Annotated in this window: 12 protein-coding genes and 1 rRNA gene; 11 read left to right on the forward strand and 2 right to left on the reverse strand. The window is 60.5% G+C overall.

Features of this window, described 5'->3' with window-relative positions; genetic code table 11:
- From rrf to HF257_RS31080, 9 genes are all read left to right on the forward strand, one after another.
- Positions 1 to 80, forward strand: a 5S ribosomal RNA gene (gene rrf, locus HF257_RS33815); the annotation flags it as partial.
- A gap of 137 nt (positions 81 to 217) precedes the next feature.
- Entirely contained in the window at positions 218 to 3670 is a 3453-nt protein-coding gene (gene recC / locus HF257_RS31045; RefSeq protein WP_185712147.1) for an exodeoxyribonuclease V subunit gamma, read from the forward strand.
- Entirely contained in the window at positions 3667 to 7341 is a 3675-nt protein-coding gene (recB, locus tag HF257_RS31050; protein ID WP_185710406.1) for an exodeoxyribonuclease V subunit beta, read from the forward strand. Before recC ends, recB begins: the two co-directional genes overlap by 4 nt.
- Positions 7338 to 9407, forward strand: coding sequence for an exodeoxyribonuclease V subunit alpha (gene recD, locus HF257_RS31055; RefSeq protein WP_185710405.1), 2070 nt, complete (start codon positions 7338 to 7340; stop codon positions 9405 to 9407). Before recB ends, recD begins: the two co-directional genes overlap by 4 nt.
- A gap of 142 nt (positions 9408 to 9549) precedes the next feature.
- Positions 9550 to 10116 carry a YfiR family protein gene (locus HF257_RS31060; protein WP_185710404.1) on the forward strand — a complete coding sequence of 189 codons (567 nt, stop codon included), beginning with the start codon at positions 9550 to 9552 and terminating at the stop codon, positions 10114 to 10116.
- Entirely contained in the window at positions 10113 to 11375 is a 1263-nt protein-coding gene (locus tag HF257_RS31065) for a diguanylate cyclase domain-containing protein (protein ID WP_185710403.1), read from the forward strand. Before HF257_RS31060 ends, HF257_RS31065 begins: the two co-directional genes overlap by 4 nt.
- A gap of 4 nt (positions 11376 to 11379) precedes the next feature.
- Positions 11380 to 11871 carry an OmpA family protein gene (locus HF257_RS31070; protein WP_185710402.1) on the forward strand — a complete coding sequence of 164 codons (492 nt, stop codon included), beginning with the start codon at positions 11380 to 11382 and terminating at the stop codon, positions 11869 to 11871.
- 869 nt (positions 11872 to 12740) lie between these two features.
- Positions 12741 to 13589, forward strand: coding sequence for an EamA family transporter (locus tag HF257_RS31075; protein ID WP_185710401.1), 849 nt, complete (start codon positions 12741 to 12743; stop codon positions 13587 to 13589).
- Complete coding sequence (locus HF257_RS31080; protein WP_185710400.1) at positions 13589 to 14536, forward strand: LysR substrate-binding domain-containing protein; 948 nt, start codon at positions 13589 to 13591, stop codon at positions 14534 to 14536. Before HF257_RS31075 ends, HF257_RS31080 begins: the two co-directional genes overlap by 1 nt.
- A gap of 45 nt (positions 14537 to 14581) precedes the next feature.
- On the opposite strand, the gene HF257_RS31085 is transcribed toward HF257_RS31080, so the two are convergent.
- Both HF257_RS31085 and HF257_RS31090 read right to left on the reverse strand, forming a co-directional pair.
- Positions 14582 to 14872 carry a DUF3077 domain-containing protein gene (locus HF257_RS31085; protein ID WP_025859400.1) on the reverse strand — a complete coding sequence of 97 codons (291 nt, stop codon included), beginning with the start codon at positions 14870 to 14872 and terminating at the stop codon, positions 14582 to 14584.
- 314 nt (positions 14873 to 15186) lie between these two features.
- Complete coding sequence (locus tag HF257_RS31090) at positions 15187 to 16134, reverse strand: LysR family transcriptional regulator (RefSeq protein WP_185710399.1); 948 nt, start codon at positions 16132 to 16134, stop codon at positions 15187 to 15189.
- A 133-nt stretch (positions 16135 to 16267) separates the two neighbouring features.
- On the opposite strand from HF257_RS31090, the gene HF257_RS31095 reads away from it, so the two are divergent.
- Together HF257_RS31095 and mmsB are read left to right on the forward strand one after the other, a co-directional pair.
- The gene (locus HF257_RS31095; protein WP_185710398.1) at positions 16268 to 17785 is read left to right on the forward strand and encodes a CoA-acylating methylmalonate-semialdehyde dehydrogenase; all 1518 of its coding nucleotides are present in this window, start codon (positions 16268 to 16270) and stop codon (positions 17783 to 17785) included.
- Between the two features lie 15 nt (positions 17786 to 17800).
- Positions 17801 to 18688, forward strand: a complete 888-nt coding sequence (gene mmsB / locus HF257_RS31100; protein ID WP_185710397.1) for a 3-hydroxyisobutyrate dehydrogenase — start codon at positions 17801 to 17803, stop codon at positions 18686 to 18688.
- Positions 18689 to 18750: the final 62 nt, after the last annotated feature.

The following is an 18750-nucleotide window of genomic DNA, read 5'->3' on the forward strand; positions in this document are numbered from 1 at the left end:
ATCCCGAACTCAGCAGTGAAACGATGCATCGCCGATGGTAGTGTGGGGTTTCCCCATGTGAGAGTAGGTCATCGTCAAGATTAAATTCCAGAACCCCTGATTGCTAACGCAGTCAGGGGTTTTGTTTTGGGCGATCGGAAAGTGCGAACAGGCTCATCACGTGGGCCTTAAATGTTAAAGTCCACGCCTCGATTTTGCTTTTCCCAAGGAAGCCGTTATGCCGGATGCAACGTCCCTAAGCGCTGGATTCATGGTGGTTCATGGCAACCGCCTAGACGAACTGCGCAGCCTGGTGGTCAGTTGGATGCGCCGCTATCCCTTGGCCCCGCTGGAAAACGAAATCGCCTTGGTGCAAAGCAACGGTATCGCCCAGTGGCTCAAGCTCGCTCTGGCCGAAGATCCCGAAGACGATGACATGGGCGGCTGCGGCATTGCCGCTGCGATCGACGTGCAGCTTCCAGGCAGCTTTATGTGGCAGCTTTATCGTATGGTCTTGGGACGTGACGAAATTCCACCCAAGTCCCTGCTCGATAAGGCCCCACTGACCTGGCGCCTGATGCGACTGCTACCGGAGCTTATCGATCAGCCGCATTTCGAGCCGCTGCAGCGCTTCCTCACGCACGACACCGATCTGCGCAAACGCTACCAACTCGCCGAGCGCCTGGCGGACCTCTTCGACCAATACCAGGTCTATCGCGCCGATTGGTTGGAAGATTGGGCCGCGGGCCGTCACCAGCTGCGCAATGGTCGCGGTGAATCCAAACCACTCAATCCGGCCAACTGCTGGCAAGCTGAACTATGGCGCGCGCTGCTGCTGGATGTGGGCGAAGAAGGCATGGCTGAAAGCCGTGCGGGCGTGCATCAGCGTTTTATCGAACGCATCAATACCTTAGAGAAAGCCCCTCCAGGCCTGCCTTCCCGGGTCATCGTCTTTGGTATTTCCTCGTTGCCAGCGCAAGCGTTGGAGGCCCTTGCCGGCCTAGCGAGATTCAGCCAAGTGCTGCTGTGTGTACACAACCCTTGCCGCCACCACTGGTCCGACATCGTCGCCGACAAAGACCTACTGCGTAATGAATACAAACGCCAAGCGCGCAAAGCCGGCATGCCGGTCACCATCGACCCGCAAATCCTGCACCAGCACGCTCATCCACTTCTGGCGGCCTGGGGCAAACAAGGTCGCGACTACATCAGCCTGTTGGACAGCTACGACGATCCCAGCAGCTACCGCGCCGCATTCCGTGATGGCCGCATCGACCTGTTCAGTGACAGTGTCCCCACCACGCTGCTAAACCAGCTCCAGGACGATATCCTCGAACTGCGTCCCCTTAATGAAACCCGCGATCTATGGCCCGCCGTCGATTTGGAGCAGGACACCTCCATCCGGTTCCATATCGCCCACAGCGCCCAGCGCGAGGTGGAAATCCTCCACGATCAACTGCTCCAACGCTTCAGCGCGAACCCCGCACTGCGCCCTCGGGACATCATCGTCATGGTTCCCGACGTCGACAGTTATGCCCCGCACATTCGTGCTGTATTCGGCCAACTGGAAAGAAGTGATCCCCGCTTCATCCCCTTCACGTTGACAGACCAAGGCCAGCGGGGCCGCGATCCTTTGCTAATTGCCGTTGAGCATTTGCTCAAACTCCCGGACAGTCGCTTCCCCGTCAGTGAAATTCTCGACCTGCTCGACGTCCCGGCCTTGCGTGAACGCTTCGCCATCAAGGAGCGCGACCTGCCCACGCTGCACCGCTGGATCGAAGGCGCTGGCATTCGTTGGGGTCTCAACGCCGAGCAACGCGCGGGTCTTGGCCTACCCAATGAACTGGAGCAGAACAGCTGGCGATTTGGCCTGCGCCGGATGTTGTTAGGTTACGCCGTCGGCACGGGTGCAGCCTGCGAAGGCATAGAACCCTACGATGAAATCGGTGGCCTCGACGCCGCGCTGATCGGGCCATTGGTAGCTTTACTCGACGCCCTCAATGACGCACACCAAGCGTTGTCCCAGCCAGCGTCGCCCCCCGAATGGGGCGAACGTCTACAGCGCCTCATGCAGTTGTTCTTCCTGCCCAGCAGCGAACATGACGACTACCTGCTGGACCAGCTTGAGCAGCTCAGGGAAACATGGCTGGAAACCTGCGAATCCGTTGGACTGCAGGATGAGTTACCGCTCACCGTAGTCCGTGAGGCGTGGTTGGCCGGCCTGGATCAGGGGCGTTTGTCTCAGCGCTTCCTCGCCGGTGCTGTCAATTTTTGCACTTTGATGCCCATGCGTGCGATCCCGTTCAAGCTCGTTTGCCTACTAGGCATGAATGACGGTGATTACCCGCGTGCACAACCGCCCCTGGACTTCGACTTGATGGGCAGCGACTACCGCCCCGGCGACCGCTCACGCCGCGAAGACGACCGCTACTTGCTGCTGGAAGCGCTGCTTTCCGCCCGCGACCAGCTCTACATCAGTTGGGTTGGCCGTAGCATTCGCGACAACAGTGACCGTCCGGCCTCGGTCCTGATCGGCCAACTGCGCGATCACTTAGCCAGTGGCTGGCACCTTGCGACCAGCGACGAATCGCTGGTCGATGCCATGACCCAGGAGCATCCGCTGCAACCTTTCAGTGCCCGCTATTTCCACGCAGGCGACCCACTCTTCAGCTACGCCCGCGAATGGCAGTTGCTCCACGAAGCGCAAGAGGCCAGCCCACAAGAAGACGAGCTGCCACAGCACCATCAGGAAGAACCCTTGACCCTTGGCCAACTGCAGGACTTCCTGCGCAGCCCGGTCAAACATTTCTTCAGCCAACGTCTGAAAGTGTTCTTCGAAGCCGCCGAAGTGCCGTTGGCTGATGAAGAGCCCTTCGTCCTCGACGCACTGCAACGCTACAGCCTGAGCGACAGCCTGCTGAACGCCGCATTGAGCCAGCCCGACCGACTCGACCAAGCCCTCGACGCCCAGGCTCGGCGTCTGCAAGGCAGCGGCTTGTTGCCGATGGTTGGTTTTGGCGAATGCTTGCGCAACGAGCTGATCGAGCCCTTGCCCGATCTGTTGCAGCGTTACCAACAACTGCTAGCCCTTTGGCCGACGCCGCACACCGGCGCAGAGCCGATCAGTTTCGAGCATCAAGGCATCCAGTTAGAGGGGTGGGTCAGCGGCCTGCACCGACGCAGTGATGGCGGCTTGCTAAGTGTCACCACCATCCCCAACAGTATCGGCTCGATCAAGAGCCGAAAGTGGCATCGCCTGATTCGTCCTTGGGTCAATCACGTGGTCGCCTGCGCCTGCGGCCTGCCGCTGAGCACGGGTTTGGTAGCCAGCGATGACACCTTGCTACTGCCACCCCTGGAAAAAGCCATCGCCCAGGACATCCTCGGCAACCTGCTGCTGGCCTGGCACGCCGGGATGAAAAAACCGCTCCCTGTCGCGGTTAAAACCGCGTTTGCGTGGCTCGGTCAAACCGACCCCGCCAAGGCCGAAGCCGCCGCTCATAAAGCCTACGAAGGCGACGGTGTGAACACCGATGGCGAACGCCGTGAAACCCCAGCGCTCACCCGGCAATTTCCCGACTACGCCGCACTTATTGAAAGCGAAGAGTTCGAAGGCTGGTGCGAAACCCTGTACCGCCCCCTGATCAACGCTCCATGGCGATCACTCACCAGCCAGGAGGCCGGCGCATGAGCAGCAAACCCTTGGCCCTGGCCTTCCCGCTAAAAGGCAGCCAGCTGATTGAAGCCAGCGCCGGCACCGGTAAAACCTTCACCATTTCGGCGCTCTACTTGCGCTTGGTACTCGGTAACGGTGGTGACGAGTCAGGTTTCGGCCGCGAATTGCTACCGCCGCAAATCCTCGTAGTGACCTTCACCGACGCCGCCACCAAGGAGCTGCGTGAGCGCATTCGGATCCGCTTGGCAGAAGCTGCACGGTTCTTCCGTGGTGAAATCGAAAAGCTCGACCCGCTCATCAGCGACCTGCGCGACCAATACCTCCCGGAGCAATGGCCCGCCTGTGCCAACCACCTGGACATCGCCGCGCAATGGATGGACGAGGCCGCCGTCTCGACCATCCACAGTTGGTGCCAGCGCATGCTGCGCGAACATGCATTCGACAGTGGGAGCTTGTTCACCCAAACCCTGGAAACCGACCACAGCGACCTGCTCGGCGAAGTGCTGCGCGACTACTGGCGGTTGTTCTGCTACCCGATGCACGACGATGCGCTCAACTGGGTACGCAACAACTGGGGCGGCCCTGCTGCGTTGATGCCGCGTGTGCGTGCACTGTTCGGCAGTGATCGGCCCACCGATGAAGCCCGCGACCCTGCCGAACTGATCAACGCCTGCCTGCAAGAACGCCGTGAAGCGCTAAAAGCACTCAAGGCGCCCTGGCAACAGTGGGCCATCGAGTTGCGCGACATTTGCCTGCAAGCCGTGGCCGCCAAAGCGGTGGACGGGCGCAAGATGCAAGCCCGCTACTTTGAACCCTGGTTTGAAAAGATCAGCGCCTGGGCCGCTGATGAATCCCTGGAAGAACTGGATATCGGCACCGGCTTCACCCGCTTGACGCCCGACGGCATGGCCGAAGCCTGGAAGGGCGAGCCGCCGCACCACCCTGGCATCGAGGCGATGGCCGGCCTCAAGGCTGCCCTCGACGCATTGCCAACCCCCGACGCCGCCGTGTTGCAACACGCCGCCGGTTGGGTCGGCAAACGCTTCGAAGAGGAAAAGCGCCGTCGTGCAGAAATGGGCTTCGACGACATGCTGATCCGCCTCAATGCCGCCTTGCGGGCCGAAGGTGGTGAACGACTGGCCAGTGTGATCCGCGAGCAGTTCCCGGTGGCCCTGATCGATGAATTCCAGGACACCGACCCGGTGCAATACAGCATCTTCGACAGCATCTATCGCATCGAAGAAAACCACCTCGACAGTGGCCTGTTCCTGATCGGTGACCCCAAGCAGGCGATCTACGCCTTCCGTGGCGCCGACATCTACACCTACTTGCGCGCACGCCAGTCCACCACGGGTCGCCACCACACCCTGGGCACCAACTTTCGCTCCAGCCACGCGATGGTCGCTGCGGTGAACCATGTGTTCCAGCGCGCGGAAACCGGCCGTGGTGCATTCCTGTTCCGCGAGTCGGATGGCACCAACCCGGTACCGTTCCAGTCGGTGCTCTCCCAAGGCCGCAAGGAGCAGTTGCAAGTCGATGGCCAAACGCTGCCCGCAATGAACCTTTGGCACTTGCCCACTGATCAGCCGATTTCCAACGTGGTGTATCGCCAACAACTGGCTGCGGCCTGTGCCACACAAATTGTTGGCCTGCTCAACGGTGGGCAGCAGGGGAGCGCTGGTTTCCTACAGCCCGACGGTAGCTTCAACGGCGTACTGCCGTCAGACATCGCCATCCTCGTACGCGACGGGAAGGAAGCTCAGGCCGTGCGCGCCGAACTGGCCGCGCGTGGCGTGCGCAGCGTGTACCTGTCCGACAAGGACTCGGTCTTCGCCGCCCAAGAGGCCCACGACCTATTGGCATGGCTCAAAGCCTGTGCCGAGCCTGACGTCGAGCGCCCCCTGCGCGCCGCGCTCGCTTGCGTCACGCTGAACCTGTCACTGCCCGAGCTTGAGCGTCTGAATCAGGACGAGCTCGCGTGGGAAACCCGCGTGATGCAGTTCCGTGGCTACCGCGCGATCTGGCGTACCCAAGGTGTGCTGCCGATGCTGCGGCGCTTGCTTCACGACTTCAAACTGCCGCAAACCCTGATCGCCCGCAGCGACGGCGAGCGCGTGCTGACCAACCTGTTGCACCTCAGCGAACTGCTGCAACAGGCCGCTTCGGAACTCGACGGCGAACAGGCGCTGATCCGTCACCTGGCCGAACACCTGGCGCTGTCGGGGCAGGCCGGTGAGGAGCAGATCCTGCGCCTGGAAAGCGATGAGCAACTGGTCAAGGTCGTCACCATTCACAAGTCCAAGGGCTTGGAGTACGACCTGGTTTTCCTGCCCTTCATCTGCTCGGCCAAACCGGTGGATGGCAGCCGGTTGCCCCTTCACTACCACGATGAAAATGGCCGCTCCCAAGTCAGCCTGCGCCCGACTGCCGAGTTGATCGCCCAGGCTGACGATGAACGTCTCGCCGAAGACCTGCGTTTGTTCTATGTGGCGCTGACTCGCGCCAAGCACGCCTGTTGGCTGGGCATCGCCGACCTCAAGCGTGGCAACAGCAACAGCTCGGTATTGCATCTGTCTGCCGTGGGCTACCTGCTCGGCGCCGGCGCATCACTGGGCGAGTCCACTGGCTTGACGCGTTGGCTGCTGGATCTGCAGGAAGGCTGCCCGGCGATCCATTACGCGCAGGTGCCTGACGCCCAGGACATCCAGTTCCATCCGCCCCGTAACGAAGCCACCTTGCTCGCGCCCTTGCTACCCACACGCAAGGCCGCTGAAAACTGGTGGATCGCGTCCTACAGCGCCCTGCGCATTGGCGACAGCATGAGCGCCGCCACGCTTGAGGCACCGGAAAGCCCACAGGCCCAGAAGCTGTTCGATGACGAGCGTCTTGACCCGGACGCGCCTCGCGAAGTGGCTGCGTCCGGCGGCGATATTCACCGTTTCCCACGCGGTCCGAACCCGGGGACGTTCCTTCATGGCCTGCTGGAATGGGCCGGTGGAGAGGGCTTCAACGTCACCCCGCAAGACATCGAAAACGCCGTAGGCGCCCGTTGCAACCGACGTAACTGGGAAGGCTGGATCCCCACCCTCAGCGGCTGGCTGGGCCACTTGCTGCAAACGCCGCTGACGGTGGATAACGACCGCGTCACCCTCAGCAGTCTGCAGCAGTACCAGATCGAGATGGAGTTCTGGTTCGCCAGCCACAAAGTCGACGTACTCGCCCTCGACAAACGGGTGTGTCAGCACACCCACAATGGCGTGTCCCGTGTCGCCGCTGAACCCGTACTGCTCAACGGCATGTTCAAGGGTTTCATCGACCTGACTTTCGAGCACGACGGCCGTTACTACGTGGCGGATTACAAATCCAACTGGCTTGGTCCTGACGATTCAGCCTACACCCAGGACGCCATGGAACAGTCGATCCTTGATCATCGGTACGACCTGCAATACGTCCTTTACCTACTGGCCCTGCACCGCCAGCTTAAGGCGCGGCTGCCGGACTACGACTATGACCGCCACATCGGCGGGGCGCTGTACCTGTTCCTTCGCGGTACTCAGTCCGCCAGCCATGGCGCGTATTTCACCCGTCCACCACGGGAACTGATCGAGAGCCTGGACCTGATGTTCCAAGGCAAACCCATCCCGCCCAAGGCCGAACCCGCCTGGGAACAAGGAGTCCTGCTATGAGCCTGTCGCCGCTACCGCTTGAGGCGTTGATGCCCCTCAGCCGCGCCGCCGACCTGGTGCAACTGCTGGAACGCTGGGTTGACCGTGGCTGGTTACGCGCCTTGGACAAAGCCTTCGTCGGCTTCCTGCACGAACTCGATCCACAGGCCGATCCGTTGGTGCTGCTGGCGGCGGCGCTGACCAGCCACCAATTGGGCCACGGCCACGTGTGCCTCGACCTGTTCGAAACCCTAAAGGCACCGGACTTTGCGCTGTCATTGCCGCCCGAAGGCGACCTGCAAACCGGCGCCATGCTGCTGCCCTCGCAACTGCTCGACGGCCTCGACGGCACCCACTGGTGCCAGGCCTTGGCGTCCAGTCACCTGGTTGCGCTGGCGGGCGATGGCAGTGAGTCCGCTCAGAGTCGTCCGTTGGTGCTGTCCGGCACGCGCCTGTACCTGCGCCGTTATTGGACCTACGAGCGGCGCATCGATACAGCCTTGCGCTTGCGCCTTGCCACCCAGGAAAGCGTCGCCGCCGACCTGCCTCAGCGCCTCAATAGCCTGTTCAACCAACCGCCGCCCGATGGTGTGATCGACTGGCAAAAGCTCGCCTGCGCCCTGGCCACTCGCGGTGCATTCAGCATCGTCACCGGTGGCCCCGGTACTGGCAAGACCACTACCGTGGTGCGCCTGCTTGCCTTGCTGCAAGCACCCGCCGTGGAAGCCGGTAGCCCGCTGCGCATTCGCCTGGCCGCGCCAACCGGTAAAGCCGCTGCACGCCTTACCGAGTCCATCAGCCAGCAAGTGCAATCGCTGACGGTGCCGGACAATGTGCGGGAAAAAATTCCGACGCAAGTCACCACCGTTCACCGTCTGTTAGGTAGCCGACCGGGCACGCGTCACTTCCGTCATCACATCGGTAACCCGTTGCCGCTGGATGTGCTGGTGGTGGACGAAGCCTCGATGATCGACCTGGAAATGATGGCCAACCTGCTGGACGCTTTGCCGCCCCATGCACGCCTGGTGCTGCTGGGGGACAAGGATCAGCTCGCCTCGGTAGAGGCAGGCGCCGTGCTCGGTGACTTGTGTCGCGACGCCGAGGCTGGCTGGTACAGCCCCGAGACTCGCCAATGGCTGCAAGCCGTCAGCGGTGAAGACCTTAGTGCAAGCGGGCTGCAGGAAGACCTCGACGGCACTCATCCCCTGGCCCAACAAGTGGTGATGTTGCGTTACTCGCGGCGTTTCGGCGAAGGCAGCGGCATTGGCCAGCTGGCGCGCTGGGTCAACCAGCAGAACGCTGAAGAGGCCCGTAAATTATTGGCCGCGCGTACCTATAAAGACCTGTTCTGCATCAGCCTCAAAGGTGAGCACGACCCCGCATTGGAGCGCCTGGTACTGGACGGCCAGGGCGACGGTGCCCAGGGCTATCGCTACTACCTCAACCTGTTGCAAAGCGCGCGGCCAGGCCTCGACACGCCGCGCGAGGATCACGCTTGGACCCACTGGGCGCAACAACTGTTGCAAGCCTTCGACGCGTTCCAACTGCTTTGCGCCGTACGCAAAGGCCCTTGGGGTGTGGAAGGGCTGAACCTGCGCATCACCGACGCCTTGCGCAAAGTGCGGTTGATCGAAGGCGATGAGCAATGGTACGAAGGCCGCCCGGTGCTGATGACACGCAACGATTACGGCCTGGGCTTGATGAACGGTGATATCGGCATCGCCCTCAAGCTGCCGGAAAGCGACGGTGGCCCCCAGGTGTTGCGTGTGGCCTTCCCGCGTAACGATGGTCAGGGCGGTGTGCGTTTCGTGTTGCCCAGCCGGCTCAACGATGTGGAAACCGTGTACGCCATGACCGTGCACAAATCCCAGGGCTCCGAATTCACCCACACCGCGCTGATCCTGCCGGATGCATTGAACCCGGTACTCACCAAAGAGTTGATCTACACCGGCATCACCCGGGCCAAGCGTTGGTTCAGCCTGATCGAACCCCGTGGCGGCGTGTTTGAGGAGGCGGTGCGACGCAAGGTCAAGCGCTTGAGTGGGTTGATGCTGGAGCTGGGGCATGAACCGGGAAAAACTGACTGATAGGTCATGCAATATTTCTGATTCAGCCGTCTGAATTTTCTGAAAAAATAGCGGCCCTCGCGAAGACCTACTCTTCGCGGGGTTTTCCGCCGCTGTGCTATCGTTGCGGCATCATCCAAAAAACACCTGAGAGAATCGCTGCATGAACGTGGCTGTCTCGCCCACAGAGCGCAGTTTGAGCTGGAGACGCATGTTACTGGTGGCGGTTCTGTGCCTGCTCGCGCCGCGTGCATTTGCCCAAGCACCTAGCCCTGCCGATCACCGCGCCCAAGCGGTGACTCAAGTGGTACTCGGCATCCTCAGCTACGCCCGTTGGCCGGTGGAGCCTGCGCAATTGCGCTTGTGCATCATCGGGCCCACGCAATACACCGACGATCTGATCAAAGGCACCACCCAGGCCACCGGCCGCCCGGTAGTCGTGCAACGCCTGCTAGCCGACCACTCGGATATCGTCAGCGCCTGCGACGCGGTGTACATCGGCAAACTCAGCGCCAATGAGCGCAGCCAGCTGTTTGCTTCGTTGATCGGCCACCCGGTGCTCAGCATCAGTGAAGGCGGCGACCAGTGCACGGTAGGTAGCCTGTTCTGCCTGCGGGTGGGCGATGAGCAGGTGTCGTTTGAAGTCAATCTCGACTCAGTGGCGCGCAGTGGCGTGCGCATTCACCCCAGCGTGCTGCAATTGTCCCGTCGCCGAGTGCCTGCGTCATGAGTGTCGTGAAAGCACGACCGACCCTGCGCTCGGTCATCGGCCGGGGGCACCTGATCCTGGCTTTGGTGGCGGTGAGCCTGGCCAGCATCTCCCTGACCCTGCTCGGTGTATTGGCGTTGCGGGTCTATGCCGAACACAATCTGCATTTGATCGCTCGCTCCATCAACTACACCGTGGAAGCGGCGGTGGTGTTCGACGACAGCGCAGCGGCCACAGAGGCCCTCAGCCTGATTGCCTCCACGGAAGAGGTGGCCCAGGCCGAAGTCTTCGATGTCAACGGCAAGTTGCTGGCGCAGTGGGTACGCCCGGAAACCGGGATGCTCTCGCGGGTTGAACTGGAAATAGCGCACACGTTGCTCGAACAGCCCATCAGCCAACCCATCCTGCATCAAGGGCGAGTCATCGGCAGCATCCACCTGACTGGCCATGGCGGCAGCCTGCTGCGCTTCCTGATCAGTGGCCTGGCCGGGATCCTGATCTGCACCGCCCTCAGTGCCTGGGTTGCGCTGATTCTGGCGCGACGCTTGTTGCGTGGCATTACCGGCCCGTTGCAGAGCTTGGCCAGCGTCGCCCACGCCGCTCGCAGCGAGCGCGATTTCGACCGTCGCGTGCCGCCTGCGCAAATCGCCGAACTGGACAGTTTGGGCAGCGACTTCAACGCCTTGCTCGGCGAAATGGAAGCCTGGCAAAACCACCTGCAAAGCGAAAACGAAACCCTCGCCCACCAAGCCAATCACGACAGCCTCACCGGTTTGCCCAACCGTGCGTTCTTCGAGGGCCGTTTGATTCGTGCCCTGCGCAGTGCGGCCAAGGCCAATGAGCGGGTCGCGGTGCTGTACCTCGACAGCGATCGTTTCAAAGAGATCAATGACAGCTTTGGCCACGCCGCCGGTGATGCCGTGTTGGTGGCCGTCGCCGAGCGCGTACGTGCACAACTGCGTGAAGATGACCTGGTGGCCCGCCTGGGCGGTGACGAATTCGCCATCCTGCTGGCACCGTTGCACAAGGTCGAAGACGCCCAGCGCATCGCCGACAAAATCATCGCCAGCATGGATGTGCCGATAGCCGTGCCGGGCAACACCCAGGTGTTGACCTCCCTCAGTATCGGCATCGCCATCTACCCCGATCATGGCGCCACGCCTGGCACTTTGCTGAATGCCGCCGACGCGGCGATGTACCAGGCCAAACGTTTGTCTTCGGGCGGCCAGCAAACGGCGGAGTCGGAGAACTCCGTCGTCAACGTTCAACACAGGAGTTGATCCCTTGTTCTCGACCGCACGTTTTATGTTTATCTCCCTGCTAGTGGCGCTGCTCGCCCTCGGCGGCTGCCAAACGGCGCCACCCAAAGGCCTGACCCCGGCGCAGATCGCCGTGTTGAAGCAGCAGGGCTTTGAACTCACCGACGAGGGCTGGGCGTTCGGCCTGTCCGGCAAAGTGCTGTTCGGCAGCGATGTCGAGGCGCTCAACAAACCCAGCACCGACATCGTCGAACGCATCGGCAAAGCCCTGCTGGGCGTCGGCATCGAACGCGTGCGCGTCGACGGCCACACCGATGCGTCGGGCAAGGAAACCTACAACCAGCAACTGTCCTTGCGCCGCGCGAAAAGCGTGGCGGCGGTGTTGACTGGTGTGGGCATGAAGGAAGAAAACATCCAACTGCGCGGCCTGGGCAGCAGCGAGCCGGTGGCACCGAACACCACGGTGGCGGGGCGCACGGAGAATCGGCGGGTGTCGATTGTGGTGATTGCGGACTGAACCCGTCCCGCCAATCTCAATGTGAAACCCAATCAACTGTGGGAGCTGGCTTGCCGGCGATAGCGGTGTCTCAGTACCGGATGTACTGGCTGATACACAGCCATCGCCGGCAAGCCAGCTCCCACAGTTGGTTTTGCGGTGTGCATGAAACAGCGTTTGCTAAGTAATTTCTCCGTAGGAAAGCTCTGCCATGACGAATGTTGATGGCTAGGCTGACGAGGTTTCGCTTTTTCGCAAATGGTGGGCTTAGTTAAATGAACGCTTCAACTAACCACCGTAAAGGATTGCGATGAACATAAATGTCAGTGATTTCCGGCAAGCAGTGTCCCACGTTAGACTTTCAAAATTTGCCTTCGATGAACTTTTGAGCGCAAGAGAGTTGCTAGAATCTGAAAGTCAGGGGGCTCGATTCGATACCAAGACTGCCTATATCAATTCTCTACAATCATCCGTCTTAAGTAAGGAACTAGATAGAATCCGAACCATGATCGACCATGAATGCCATGTCTTGGTTCTTGATGGTTTTAAGGTCGAGAAACTTGAGACCTTGAGTCCGCGCACATCAAGGCGGGAGTGCCGTTAACGGTGGCTCAATGTCAAGCGCTGGACTTTCTGGATACTGTTCTCGATCAGTCATCCGTTCAGCAGCGAGTGTTGCTGGAACCAGGGCAGGTACTTATTTCGGCCGATAGTAAGTTTCTTCATACTCGCACGCACTTCATTGACAGGAATACGCCACGTTGTGTGATAGATGATGCTGAGTCTTTGAGTGATCTAAATCGCTACATGCTACGGATGTGGTTGCGCAAACAATGATACCTCGATGCCCATAGCGTACATCCTCTACTATCCGTCACAAGCCGAGCCCCATGGACAACTCCGATATCGCGATCACGCTGGTCTTGATCTCTGCCTTCATGCACGCCACTTGGAACGCTGTCGTCCGCGCCGGCAGCAGTCGCTTCATGACCTTGGCCATGGTGGATGGCACCGCGCTGGTGATATGCCTGTTGGCGTTGCCGTTTGTCAGCGTGCCGAGCCTGGAGGTGTGGGGCTACATTCTCGTCTCCGTGGGACTCAATACGGTCTATCGGCTATTTCTGATCAAAGCCTACGAAACAGGAGATTTCGGGCAGGTGTACCCGGTGATGCGTGGGATACCGCCGGTACTGGTCGCGTTGTTTTCCTACTTTCTGTTGCATGAGCAGTTGTCACGCGAGGCGCTGGCGGGTGTGGTGTTGATTTGTGTAGGCATTATCAGCCTGACCTTTGTGCGCAGGATGACGGCGCAGATGCTCAAGCCGATCCTGATGGCGGTGTGTGCCGGGGCGTTTATCGCGACTTACACGGTGGTGGACGCCAAAGGCGTGAGAGCAAGTGAAACGGTGTTGCAATACATCATCTACCTGACGGTATTCCAGAGCATTCCGATCCCGGTGCTGGCGTTTTCCAGGGAGCGTTTGGCCTTGATGCGTGCGATACGTGGGCATTGGCGAGTCGGCCTGTTGGGCGGTGTTTTTTACCTGGCGTCTTACGGATTGGTGTTGTTTGCGTTGTCGCTGGACGCGGTGGCCAAGGTCTCAGCGCTGCGGGAAACCAGTGTTATTATCGGCGCCATTATTGCCGCGCTGTTCTTTCACGAACGGTTCGGCTGGCGACGGATGCTGTCGGCATTCGTCATTGTTTGCGGGATCATCTTGATCAAAGTGAGCACCTGATGGCCCAGCGTCCGCCTCCCACTCCGATGCTTCAAGCGTTCGTCAGTGCTGCGCAAACCGGTAGCTTTGCGCGTGCGGCGTCGCAGCTTAACCTCACCGCCAGCGCCATCAGCCATCAAATTGCAGGCCTGGAGGAATGGTGGGGCGTGCAGTTGTTCGAGCGGCATTCGCGCGGCGTCAAGCTGACGTCCGCAGGGCAGGCTTTGTTGCCGGTCACCGACGGATTTTTCCAGGCGCTGGATGGGGTCCTGCATTCACTCAACCCCGCAAAATCCCGACCGCTGTACCTCTCATGCACGTCCTCGCTCTGCTCGACATGGCTGATCCCCAGGATGCACGGGTCTCACACTGAGGCTTCGTTCAACCTTGATCTGGTGTTGACCAGCGCCGACATCAACAGCACCAGTCTGGAAGCGCGTCAATACGATGTCGCGGTGGTGATGGGGTATGGCGATTACCCGGATCATCATGTTGAACTGCTGATGCGTGACGCGGTGTTCCCCGTTTGCTCGCCGGAATTTCTAAGGGCGAAGGGAGATATTGCGCCGGAAGATGTCGCCCAATACCCACTGATTCATAGGGTGGACGATCAGGTGTGTCCGGGGTGGGAAAGCTGGTTTGCGTTTCAGGGCCTGCCGACGCCGCCTTATCACCATGGGCCGCGCTTTCCGGATTCGAGCCTGGCGATCAGTCTGGCGGTAAAGGGCACAGGGATTGCGCTGGGCAGGACTGCGTTGGTGTATGACCAATTGGAAAACGGTGCATTGGTTGCGTTGAAAAGCCCCGTGATGATGTCCCCAGCGGCCTACTACATCATTTGTCGAAATGGGCGGCAGTCAGAGCCGGATATTGCGCGGCTGATTGGATGGCTCAAGACCCGTGCGGGTGAGTTCCTGCACGAAGTTCGGGCTCGGTATCCGCAAATAGCCGGGACCACCGCCATTTAAATGTGGGGAGGAGCAGGACTCCTCCCGCATTCGAAAGGTGTTCGCTTAACGGCCCGGTGTCATCGCTTGCGTCAGGTCATCGACCACGGCTTTGCCCATTTCACACAGGTAATGCGCGGCCCACGCGTATTGCTCGCCGCGCACATCCATGGCGGCTTCCATCGCGAGTTTCTTGGAGTAGAAAAGCAGGGTGGAGGCGTGCTCTAACGCTTCCTCAATGGGCATGCCGGCGTTGACGCGGAACAGGGGTTTTTCGTTTTCGCCGTAGTCGCCGAAGGTGACGACGCCGAGGGTGGTGATGGAAGAAAGCGGTGGATCGGGGACGATTTTAGTCATGATCTATACCTGGGAGTTTAGGGAGCCACCCACTCATGTCGCTAAACATGAAAGGGTGGCAGCTGTACGCAGGTTAGCGAACCGGACCCAGGACCCGGCAGACCCGAAGGTCTCCCACGCACAGCCGCCATAACACGACAACGACGAGCATGAAGCGCTTGCCGTTGGAGGCTGTGTCCGGGTTCGGGTCGCTAAACCCGTTCGCTGATGTCAGCGAAGTACGGAGGCTAATGACTCGAACCCTAAGGCACAATAGGCCGGAGATTCTCTAGGAAACGTCCTGCAAATTAAAGCGAATCATCGTTGATGGCCCTTTAATCCGCGAACCTGATCTCCCGCGTTTCCCCCATCAATAACCCCTGGTTCTGCTCCGTTACCTCGCGGATGTAATCCCACAACAACGTAATCCGCTTCAACTTCCTCAGATCCTCCCGGCAATACATCCAAAACTGCCGCGTAAGCGTTATCTCCTCCGCCAACACGGGCAACAAGCGCGGATCCTGCGCCGCCAGAAAGCACGGCAATATCGCCATCGAACGACCTTGCTGCGCCGCCACGTACTGCGCAATCACGCTGGTGCTGCGCAAGCTGGCGCTGGCGCCGGGTACCACATTCGCCAGGTAAAGCAGCTCCGAGCTGAACGCCAAGTCATCCACATAGCTGATAAACGGATGCTCAGCCAAATCTGCCGGGCGTTGGATGGGCGGGTGCTGGTCGAGGTATTCCTGGGTCGCGTACAGCTGCAGCTTGTAGTCGCACAGTTTGCAGCACACATAGGGGCCGTGTTCCGGACGTTCCAGGGCGATGACAATGTCGGCTTCGCGCTTGGACAGGCTGATGAAGTGGGGCAGGGGCAGGATATCCACCGAGATCGCCGGGTAGGTATCGACGAAGTGGCTCAACTGCGGGGTGACGAAGAAGCTGCCGAAACCTTCGGTGCAGCCCATGCGCACATGGCCGGATAGCGCCACGCCGGAGCCGGACACCTGCTCGCAGGCCATGTGCAAAGTGCTTTCGATGGACTCGGCATAGCCCAGCAAACGCTGGCCTTCGGGGGTAAGGACGAAGCCGTTGGTCCGGGATTTTTCGAACAGCAGCGTACCGAGGGACACTTCCAGCGAACTGATGCGCCGCGACACCGTGGTGTAGTCCACCGCCAGACGCTTGGCGGCGACGCTGGCCTTGCGGGTGCGGGCTACTTCGAGGAAAAACTTCAAGTCATCCCAGTTCAGGGAGCCCAGCGATGTGATGTTTTTTTGCATATTGGACCGGCTTTTATGTTCGTTCTTATTAGAGATTTGCACATCTATACTCCAAAAACTGTCCGAACGCCTCATTCTTCAAGGCGATTCAACGCCTTGGTTCTCTAGCATAAATATAAGATTTGGAGACCACATGAACGCATCTGCCGATATTTCCGTGCAACAGGTCAAGTTGCTGATCAACGGTGAGTGGGTCGAGTCCAAGACCACCGAGTGGCAAGACATCGTCAACCCCGCCACCCAAGAAGTGCTGGCCAAAGTCCCGTTCGCCACTGCCGATGAAGTCAACGCCGCCATCGACGCCGCCCATCGCGCCTTCCAGACCTGGAAGCTCACGCCTATCGGCGCACGCATGCGTATCATGCTCAAGCTGCAAGCCCTGATCCGCGAACACTCCAAGCGCATTGCCGTGGTCCTCAGCAACGAGCAGGGCAAAACCATTGCCGATGCCGAAGGCGATATTTTCCGTGGCCTGGAAGTGGTAGAACACGCTTGCTCCATCGGCACCTTGCAGATGGGCGAGTTCGCCGAGAACGTCGCCGGTGGCGTCGACACCTACACCCTGCGCCAACCTATCGGCGTGTGTGCCGGCATCACCCCGTTCAACTTCCCGGCGATGATTCCGCTGTGGATGTTCCCGATGGCCATCGCCTGTGGCAACACCTTCGTGCTCAAGCCGTCCGAGCAAGACCCGCTATCGACCGTGCTGCTGGTAGAGCTGGCGCTGGAAGCCGGTGTGCCGGCGGGTGTGCTCAACGTGGTGCATGGCGGCAAGGACGTGGTGGATGCGCTGTGCACTCACAAAGACATCAAGGCTGTGTCCTTCGTCGGTTCGACGGCGGTCGGTACTCACGTCTACGACTTGGCCGGCAAACATGGCAAACGCGTGCAGTCGATGATGGGCGCCAAGAACCACGCCGTGGTGCTGCCGGACGCCAACCGCGAACACACCCTTAACGCCCTGGTCGGTGCCGGTTTCGGCGCGGCGGGCCAACGTTGCATGGCCACCTCGGTGGTGGTGCTGGTGGGCGCCTCCAAGCAATGGCTGCCAGACCTCAAGGCGCTGGCGCAAAAGCTCAAGGTCAACGCGGGCAGCGAAGCGGGCACGGATGTCGGCCCGGTGATTTCCAAGCGTGCCAAGGCGCGCATCCTGCAACTGATCGAAAGCGGCGTGAAGGAAGGCGCCAAGCTGGAGCTGGACGGCCGCGACATCAAGGTGCCGGGCTATGAGCAAGGCAACTTTGTCGGCCCAACCCTGTTCTCGGGCGTGACCACTGACATGCAAATCTACACCCAGGAAATCTTCGGCCCGGTGCTGGTGGTGATCGAAGTCGCGACCCTCGATGAAGCCATCGCGCTGGTCAATGCCAACCCGTTCGGCAACGGCACTGGCCTGTTCACCCAGAGCGGTGCGGCGGCACGCAAGTTCCAGAGCGAAATCGACGTGGGCCAGGTGGGCATCAACATCCCGATCCCGGTGCCGGTCCCTTTCTTCAGCTTCACCGGTTCCCGTGGTTCCAAGCTCGGCGACCTGGGCCCGTACGGCAAGCAAGTGGTGCAGTTCTACACCCAGACCAAAACCGTCACCAGCCGCTGGTTCGATGACGACACGGTCAATGATGGCGTCAACACCACCATCAACCTGCGCTGATTCCGGGAGACGACCATGAAGATTGCATTTATCGGCCTGGGCAACATGGGCGCGCCCATGGCCCGCAACCTGATCAAGGCTGGCCACGCGCTGAACCTGTTCGACCTCAATCAGGCCGTGCTCAAGGAACTCGCTGAGCTGGGCGGCACTATCAGCGACTCACCGCGTGATGCGGCGGGCGGCGCTGAACTGGTGATCACCATGTTGCCGGCCGCGGCCCATGTGCGCAGTGTTTGGCTGGGTGAAGACGGCGTGCTGGCAGGCATCGGCAAAGGCGTGCCCGCGGTGGATTGCAGCACCATCGACCCGCAGACCATCCGCGATGTGGCGGCTGCAGCGGCCAAGCAAGGCGTGACTGTCGCTGATGCGCCGGTGTCCGGCGGCACGGGCGGCGCCCAGGCCGGCACGCTGACCTTTATGGTCGGCGCCACGCCGGAACTGTTCGCCACCCTGCAACCCGTGCTGGCGCAGATGGGCCGCAACATCGTGCACTGCGGCGATGTGGGCACTGGGCAAATCGCCAAGATCTGCAACAACCTGCTGCTGGGCATCAGCATGGTCGGCGTCAGCGAAGCCATGGCCCTGGGCGATGCGCTGGGCATCGACACCCAAGTGCTGGCGGGCATTATCAACAGCTCCACCGGGCGTTGCTGGAGTTCCGACACCTACAACCCATGGCCGGGCGTGATCGAAACGGCGCCGTCGTCGCGCGGTTACACCGGTGGGTTCGGTGCCGACCTGATGCTCAAGGACCTGGGCCTGGCCACTGAAGCGGCGCGCCAGGCTAAGCAACCCGTGATCCTCGGCGCCGTGGCGCAACAGTTGTACCAATCGATGAGTCAGCGTGGGGAAGGGGGCAAGGACTTCTCGGCGATTATCAACAGCTATCGCAAGCCTGAGTAGGGGCGTATCCGAGTGCCTCCATGCCTGAGGGCTCGGACGTTTATGCTCGCAACAACCTCTCG

The organism is Pseudomonas cremoris (assembly GCF_014230465.1).

What these genes read in the sequence shown, in the direction of transcription:
- recD (WP_185710405.1), top strand. Translation starts at nt 7,338, where the DNA reads ATGAGCCTGTCGCCGCTACCGCTTGAGGCGTTGATGCCCCTCAGCCGC.
- HF257_RS31075 (WP_185710401.1), top strand. Translation starts at nt 12,741, where the DNA reads ATGGACAACTCCGATATCGCGATCACGCTGGTCTTGATCTCTGCCTTC.
- HF257_RS31095 (WP_185710398.1), top strand. Translation starts at nt 16,268, where the DNA reads ATGAACGCATCTGCCGATATTTCCGTGCAACAGGTCAAGTTGCTGATC.
- recB (WP_185710406.1), top strand. Translation starts at nt 3,667, where the DNA reads ATGAGCAGCAAACCCTTGGCCCTGGCCTTCCCGCTAAAAGGCAGCCAG.
- recC (WP_185712147.1), top strand. Translation starts at nt 218, where the DNA reads ATGCCGGATGCAACGTCCCTAAGCGCTGGATTCATGGTGGTTCATGGC.
- HF257_RS31060 (WP_185710404.1), top strand. Translation starts at nt 9,550, where the DNA reads ATGAACGTGGCTGTCTCGCCCACAGAGCGCAGTTTGAGCTGGAGACGC.
- HF257_RS31085 (WP_025859400.1), bottom strand. Translation starts at nt 14,872, where the DNA reads ATGACTAAAATCGTCCCCGATCCACCGCTTTCTTCCATCACCACCCTC.
- HF257_RS31065 (WP_185710403.1), top strand. Translation starts at nt 10,113, where the DNA reads ATGAGTGTCGTGAAAGCACGACCGACCCTGCGCTCGGTCATCGGCCGG.
- mmsB (WP_185710397.1), top strand. Translation starts at nt 17,801, where the DNA reads ATGAAGATTGCATTTATCGGCCTGGGCAACATGGGCGCGCCCATGGCC.
- HF257_RS31080 (WP_185710400.1), top strand. Translation starts at nt 13,589, where the DNA reads ATGGCCCAGCGTCCGCCTCCCACTCCGATGCTTCAAGCGTTCGTCAGT.
- HF257_RS31090 (WP_185710399.1), bottom strand. Translation starts at nt 16,134, where the DNA reads ATGCAAAAAAACATCACATCGCTGGGCTCCCTGAACTGGGATGACTTG.